This window comes from Brachyspira catarrhinii (assembly GCF_005518285.1).
GTDB classification, from domain to species: domain Bacteria; phylum Spirochaetota; class Brachyspiria; order Brachyspirales; family Brachyspiraceae; genus Brachyspira; species Brachyspira catarrhinii.
Genome location: NZ_SJDU01000110.1, coordinates 1 through 6,601 on the forward strand (window position 1 = coordinate 1; position 6,601 = coordinate 6,601).

Consider the following 6,601-nt stretch of genomic DNA (forward strand, 5'->3'; position numbering starts at 1 on the left):
ACAATACAATACAATACAATACAATACAATACAAGCCATTATTATATAATTGGCTGTTTTTTCATTGCAAAACTAAAAAATTATTTCAAGCATTTAAACGCTACTTTTGGCGTAAAAGTCTATCTACTTCGATTTATTCTATAGCGGAGGTTTCGTTATGATTAAACTCTTTGAAAAATGTGAAACCGAAAAATATATAGTTATAAAAATTCTGTTTATAAAAATTACTTTCAAAAAGAAATCTCCAAAGTCCGATATAGACGCTATTGTTTGGTGGATACCGTTTAAAAGTTTAAGAAATGCCGTTAGAAATTTATTAAATAATTATACAAATTTATTGAATATGAACGCGGTAAATTTAGAAAATATAAATTTTAATAATATAAATCATAGTAATGAAATTATTCAAAGATTAAATGAAATAAAAATAGAATTAAATAAATTGGATATTAGAAATAAAGCTAGAATGCAATTGCTTTCTATGGGCGATGAGCGAATAATAAAACCAGTTAGAAATGAAAAACTTATTATTAGTTTAACTACATATCCTCAAAGAATTGGCGATATTGATGTGGTAATATTTTCTTTAATAAATCAAAGCGTAAAAACGGATAAAATTATATTATGGTTGGCTTATGAAGAATTCCCAAATTTAGAAAAAGATATTCCAAATCATATTTTAAATTTGAAAAAGTTTGGATTGGAAATAGAATTTTGCCATAATATCTATTCGTATAAAAAATTAATATACGCGTTAGAAAAATATCCAAACGATTTGATTGTAACGGCGGATGACGATATATATTATCCATATAATTGGCTTGAGAAATTGTATAAATCTTATTTAGAAAATCCGACTGTTATACATTGTCATAGAGGACATAGAATTAGATTTGACGATAAAAATAATATTTTGCCTTACAGTCAATGGCTACAGGAATTTAAACCTGAAAATAATAATCCTTCATATTTAAATTTTTCTACTGGAGGAGCTGGAACTCTATACCAATATAAATTATTGCATAGCGATATTTTTAATGAAGAATTATTTCTTAAATTATGTCCTAAAGCCGATGATGTTTGGTTTTGGGCAATGGCTTTACTTAATAATACAAAAATAAATATTATAGAATCAAATATGACTCCCATAGTCGATTATGAATTAGGATATAATTATTATAGTAAATTAGTCGATATAAATGTAATCAAGAATTTCAACGATATTCAATTAGACAATTGTTTTAAGTATTACGGCGATAAATTGAAAGATAAATTATTTGATGAGTGATATTTTAAATATAAAATTCAAAGTAATTTTATTATATTTTTTGTTTTCTATTGATAAAATATAATTTTTGGTATAAAATCGTAGTTATGTATACTAAATATTTTGTAATCGTATTTTTATTTATATTTTATAGTTTCTTGCATTCTTTTGGCGGAAGACCGATTACTATGGAAGAAGTTCGCCCGTATTATACAGTCGCCGATAGAGTTAAAATAGACATCTATATTTATAGTAATTTAAGCGGAAATACAAATTATAATTATTTAACTTTTACCGTTGCGGACGCTATCGCAAACCAGCTCGATTATAATAAAACTTTGAAACTTCAAAACGAAACTAATTTGAATCTTATTCCCGTTGATTTTGAAAGAGTCTACGATTATAAAGTGTTCCAATTTACGAATATTACTTACACGGCAAGAATTGGAAGCAACGAAAGTATAACGAATATAATAACGAATTACGAACGCACTTATTATACGAATTGGGGAGGAGTGCGAAGCAATGTAAAATTTGTCGGACCCGAAACGAAATATTTCTTTTTGGAAGACAATGAAATTATTATGGAATATAACGGAAGTAATGTGATAGTCCGCAATACGAACGACTTTTTGCAAGAGATTGATACGGGAGGTTCTTATTACGAATATTTTGGAGACGATATAAAAAAATATGTTTTCACAAGAAATTCGGATATCGCGATTTTTGGAACTGTAGATTATCAAAGACCAAATTTTGTAATAACGACTTATGTGGCGTATATAAGAGAGCGAAAAATCGATTCTTATAAATTGGAAATATCGGAAGCGAGGATAGACGAACAGATTCCTTTATACGCTTTGGATATTGCAAATAGAATAAGTCATTTGGATAAAACGGGAGTAATAGCTATTAATGTCGAGCCTGAAAATTCTTATATTTATATAGACAATATTTTAATGGGAATTAGCGGAAGCGCTTTATATATTCCAGCATTAACCACAAACAGCCATAGATTTACCATAAAAAAAGATATGTATGAAACCATAGACACTATGCTTGCCTTTGAAAGAGCTAACGAAGATATAGAATTAAATTTTTCATTAAAAGAAGTTACGGATATGGCGAGAGTTCAAATAGAAATTCCGGGCGATGTGGAAAGCTCGGTAATTATTAACGGCATAAAGGAAGAACCGACCGCGATTATAGATAAAGATTTTGGATTTGGAACTTATTCTATAAAAATAACGAATTCAAATTATTTAGATTATTACGGAACTTTTACGGTAGACAGCACTAATTCTTTATTTTTAACTCCCACGATGAAACTATTTAAAGAGCCTACTTTAGCCGATAGAATATTTAAGAATTATGAAAGAAACACAAAAATATTTTTAGGATTAACTATTGCGGCGGGAATATTCACGGTTGGGAGTTATATATATGCAGACGAGATACTTGACCTTACTATGGTTAATTATTATGAAAGATATAGAAATACCGCCAACAGACCGCCGATTGATTTAACTCGTTATAATACCGCTTTTAATATGTATATAGCGGGTATGGTGATAACGAGCGCTTTTGCTTTAACTACGGGAATATATTACATGCTTTGGATAAACGAAAATAATTTTACGGTTGAAAAGTTAGCCTTTAACATGGGATTAGGCGGAGCTAATTTAACTTATTCGTATCATTGGTAATTTCTATAATTTAAAGTATTTTATTATTATTATATTTGACAAATCGACATTTTTTTAATATACTATTTATTAGTTATTAATTATAATTTTTTGGAGGCATAATATGTTTAATATCATTTTTATCGGAGCGCCGGGAGTTGGAAAAGGAACTCAATCGGCATTTATAGAAAAAGATTATTCTATAGCTCATATTGCGACTGGCGATATGTTGAGAAAGAATATAGAAGACGGAACGAATCTCGGAAAAACGGCAAAATCTTATATGGATAAAGGCGAATTAGTTCCCGACAGTTTGGTTATAGATATGCTAAACGAAAGAATACAAAAAGACGATTGTAAAAACGGTTTTATGCTTGACGGTTTCCCAAGAACTATGGAACAGGCAAAAGAATTGGATAAAATTCTCGCCAAATTAAATCGCAAAATAGACGCCGTTATAGATATTTACGCTTCGGACGAAATTATAATAAAAAGATTATTAAATAGAGGAAGAGCGGACGATAACGAAGAGACGATAAAAAACAGAATAAAAGTTTTTGAAAGTCAAAGCAAGCCCGTTTTGGATTTCTACAAAGATAAAGTAAAGATAATAAAAATAGAAAGCGTTGGAACTCCCGAAGAGGTTTACGCAAAGATAAAAAAAGAGTTGGATATTATAAAAAATAACGGTTTATAAATACTTAATTTATTGACTATAATATATAATATAAGTATTGACTTTTATAATTATTAATTATAATATTTAAACATTATAACTGCTGGAGTATTTATGAAATTAAACATATATATTTTTCAATTAATTTTTGTTTTAGTTTTTATAGCGTCTTGCGGAGAAACTATGCCGCTTAAAGAATATAAAGACGCTTCGAGTTTGAGAGAAAAAGCTATTAAATACGAACTTCAAGATTATTCAAAAGAAGAGTTCGATATAGCCGAAACTAATTTTTCAGAGGCAACTATAATTATAGACGAAAATAACAGTAAAGAAGCTAAAAAACTCGCTGATTTGCTGACTACGGCTTCTAATTCTTATCAAACGGTATTAAGCGAAGGACTTCCTAAATATGCGGAAGTGTTGAAAGGAGAAATCGATTTGGAAAGAGGATATTCCAAAGATATAAAAGCTTATAAAGTCGATAAAGAAAATTATGAGCTTGCCGAATTGAATTATATAAGCGGAGTGGAAGCTTTAAGCTCAAATAATTACGAAGATGCGGTTAATTATTTCTTGCAGGCAAAAAAGTTTCATAATAAGGCTTATTTTTTCACTAAAGGAATATTTGACGAAAGCGCTAAAAATATAAAAGAAGCGGAAGATAAAATTAAAGAAATGGAAGAATTAGAAAAATCTTCTAAAAGCAATTAATTAAATATTTGATTTTAGATTTAAAATTTTAATATTGATAATTTATTTTATAAAATTGGAGTAATTAAAATGAAAAAATTATTATTTTTATTTATTTTTTCTTTATCATATTTGGGATACGGGCAATCAATAAACGATGATTTTAGATTGGCTCAAAGGTATAGAGAATTAGCTATAGAAGCGCATGAAGCGGGAGATTACGAACAGAGTATAGAATTCGCTCAAAAGAGTAAGGAATATTCGGATAGATTTATATCCAAATACGGACTTTACGGGTATGTTTTGGAAAGTCAAATTGATGCCGAAAGAAAATTAAATTTATTCAAAGGAATTGGTGGAGAAACCAACGAAAAAACTTCAAATCTTTATAGTTTGTCGCTCGAAGATATGGAGTCCGCTCGAAGTATATTCAATGTCGCATCTAATGATACGGATTATAGCAACACTATTATCAAATATGAAGATTCTTCTTTGAAATCTCAATTAGGTTACGATTTGCTTTCGATAGATTTAAGAAGAGAATATTTAATATCCGAATCGGTTTTAACCAACGGAGACGATAACGATACGGAAATTTTAGATTTGCAATCTTCAGCTTACTCTTATTTGGGAGAGTCGGATTATATTAACGCTTCATCAACGGTGGCTTCCGCTGTTAGCATATTGGATAGATTGGAAGCTCCATTATCTTACGCCAAAGCGGAGGCGGCTTTGAATAAGGCTAAAGAAAACGGTTATGATAGTTCAAAATCGGATATGTATAACGAGGCTTCGCAATCTTTGACTAACGCGGAAATGTATTTAAATTCGGAAGATTATTCAAATTCTTTGATTCATTCAAAAAATGTAATAATTTTGGCTAATTTAATGGGAGTAGGGGATTCGACTTCCGCAATTGCCGATGGAACGGAAACTAAAACATTTACGGGAGAATTTCCTTTATATTATATAGTCGTTGAAAGAACTAAAAATACGGACTCTTTATGGCTTATAGCTTCTTACGACTTTATTTACGGAGACGGAAATTTATGGAGAAAAATTTACGAAGCAAATAAAGATAAAATAAAAGACCCTAATATTATAATAAAAGGACAAATATTAACCATACCGAGTCTGAAAGGCGAAAAGCGGGAAGGAACTTACGATTCCAACAATACTTACGGAAATATAAAAGATTAAGTATAAATTCTAAATTTTAATAATAAAAATTACGATTATTAAATAGTATTAGATTAAGATAAGGAAAATTATAATGATTAAAAGATTAAAAATAATTCTAATAGCGGTTTTGTCAATAGCCGTATTTACTACGGTTCTTATAGCTCAAAAACCTAGAACTTCAAACGAACATTTATTTATAGAGACGGATTTTGGGACGATAGAGATAACATTTTTCCCCGATAAAGCTCCAAAACATGTGGAAGCGATTAAAAAATTGGCAAACGAAGGCTTTTATAACGGAACGCTTTTCCATAGAGTAATTCCGGGATTTATGATTCAGGGAGGCGACCCTTTAAGCAAACAATCTAATCGAGCTTTGCATGGCACGGGAGGACCGAATTTTGTTATTCCAGCGGAGTTTAACGATGTTTCACATAAAAGAGGAATTTGTTCTATGGCAAGAAGTCAGAGTATCAATAGCGCGGGCTCTCAATTTTTTATTTGCGTTGCGGATTCGACTTTTTTGGACGGACAATATACCGTTTGGGGCGAGGTTGTAAGCGGAATGGACGCCGTTGATAAAATCGTGGCTTTAAGAAGAGATAGAAACGATAATCCTTTAGAACCAGCGAGAATGAATAGAGTTTATGTGAAGACGGTTAATTAAAAATTTTATATAAAAATTTTATAATAAAAAATATAATAATTTAAGAGTAATTATGAGCGAGCATTTATTTATAGAGACGGATTTTGGGACTATAGAGATAACATTTTTTCCCGATAAAGCGCCAAAACATGTGGAAGCGATTAAGAAATTGGCAAACGAAGGTTTTTATAACGGAACGCTTTTTCATAGAGTTATACCGAATTTTATGATTCAGGGAGGCGACCCTTTAAGCAAACAGTTTAACCGAGCTTTGCATGGCACGGGCGGACCAGATTTTAATATTCCCGCCGAGTTTAACGATGTTTCGCATAAAAGAGGAATCTGTTCTATGGCGAGAAGTCAGAGTATCAATAGCGCGGGTTCTCAATTTTTTATTTGTGTTGCCGATTCTACTTTTTTGGATGGACAATACACGTTTTTGGATGGACAATACA

Annotated in this window: 7 protein-coding genes; all 7 read left to right on the forward strand. The window is 30.5% G+C overall.

What is annotated here, in order from left to right:
* Positions 1 to 157: 157 nt before the first annotated feature.
* A complete protein-coding gene (locus tag EZH24_RS05545; protein ID WP_137998147.1) occupies positions 158 to 1,288 on the forward strand; it encodes a glycosyltransferase family protein in 1,131 nt (376 codons plus the stop codon).
* An 86-nt stretch (positions 1,289 to 1,374) separates the two neighbouring features.
* On the forward strand, positions 1,375 to 2,973 hold the full coding sequence (locus tag EZH24_RS05550) for a hypothetical protein (protein ID WP_137998148.1): 1,599 nt from the start codon (positions 1,375 to 1,377) through the stop codon (positions 2,971 to 2,973).
* Positions 2,974 to 3,076: 103 nt separating this feature from the next.
* Positions 3,077 to 3,649 (forward strand): adenylate kinase, encoded by a 573-nt coding sequence (locus EZH24_RS05555; protein ID WP_137998149.1) that lies wholly within the window; start codon positions 3,077 to 3,079, stop codon positions 3,647 to 3,649.
* A gap of 93 nt (positions 3,650 to 3,742) precedes the next feature.
* Positions 3,743 to 4,339: a hypothetical protein gene (locus EZH24_RS05560; protein WP_137998150.1), complete on the forward strand. Its 597-nt coding sequence runs from the start codon at positions 3,743 to 3,745 to the stop codon at positions 4,337 to 4,339.
* Positions 4,340 to 4,408: 69 nt separating this feature from the next.
* Positions 4,409 to 5,518 (forward strand): LysM peptidoglycan-binding domain-containing protein, encoded by a 1,110-nt coding sequence (locus EZH24_RS05565; RefSeq protein ID WP_137998151.1) that lies wholly within the window; start codon positions 4,409 to 4,411, stop codon positions 5,516 to 5,518.
* Between the two features lie 73 nt (positions 5,519 to 5,591).
* Complete coding sequence (locus EZH24_RS05570) at positions 5,592 to 6,167, forward strand: peptidylprolyl isomerase (RefSeq protein WP_137998152.1); 576 nt, start codon at positions 5,592 to 5,594, stop codon at positions 6,165 to 6,167.
* A 52-nt stretch (positions 6,168 to 6,219) separates the two neighbouring features.
* Positions 6,220 to 6,601: peptidylprolyl isomerase (locus tag EZH24_RS05575; protein ID WP_137998153.1), on the forward strand; the 382-nt coding region annotated here is incomplete at its 3' end.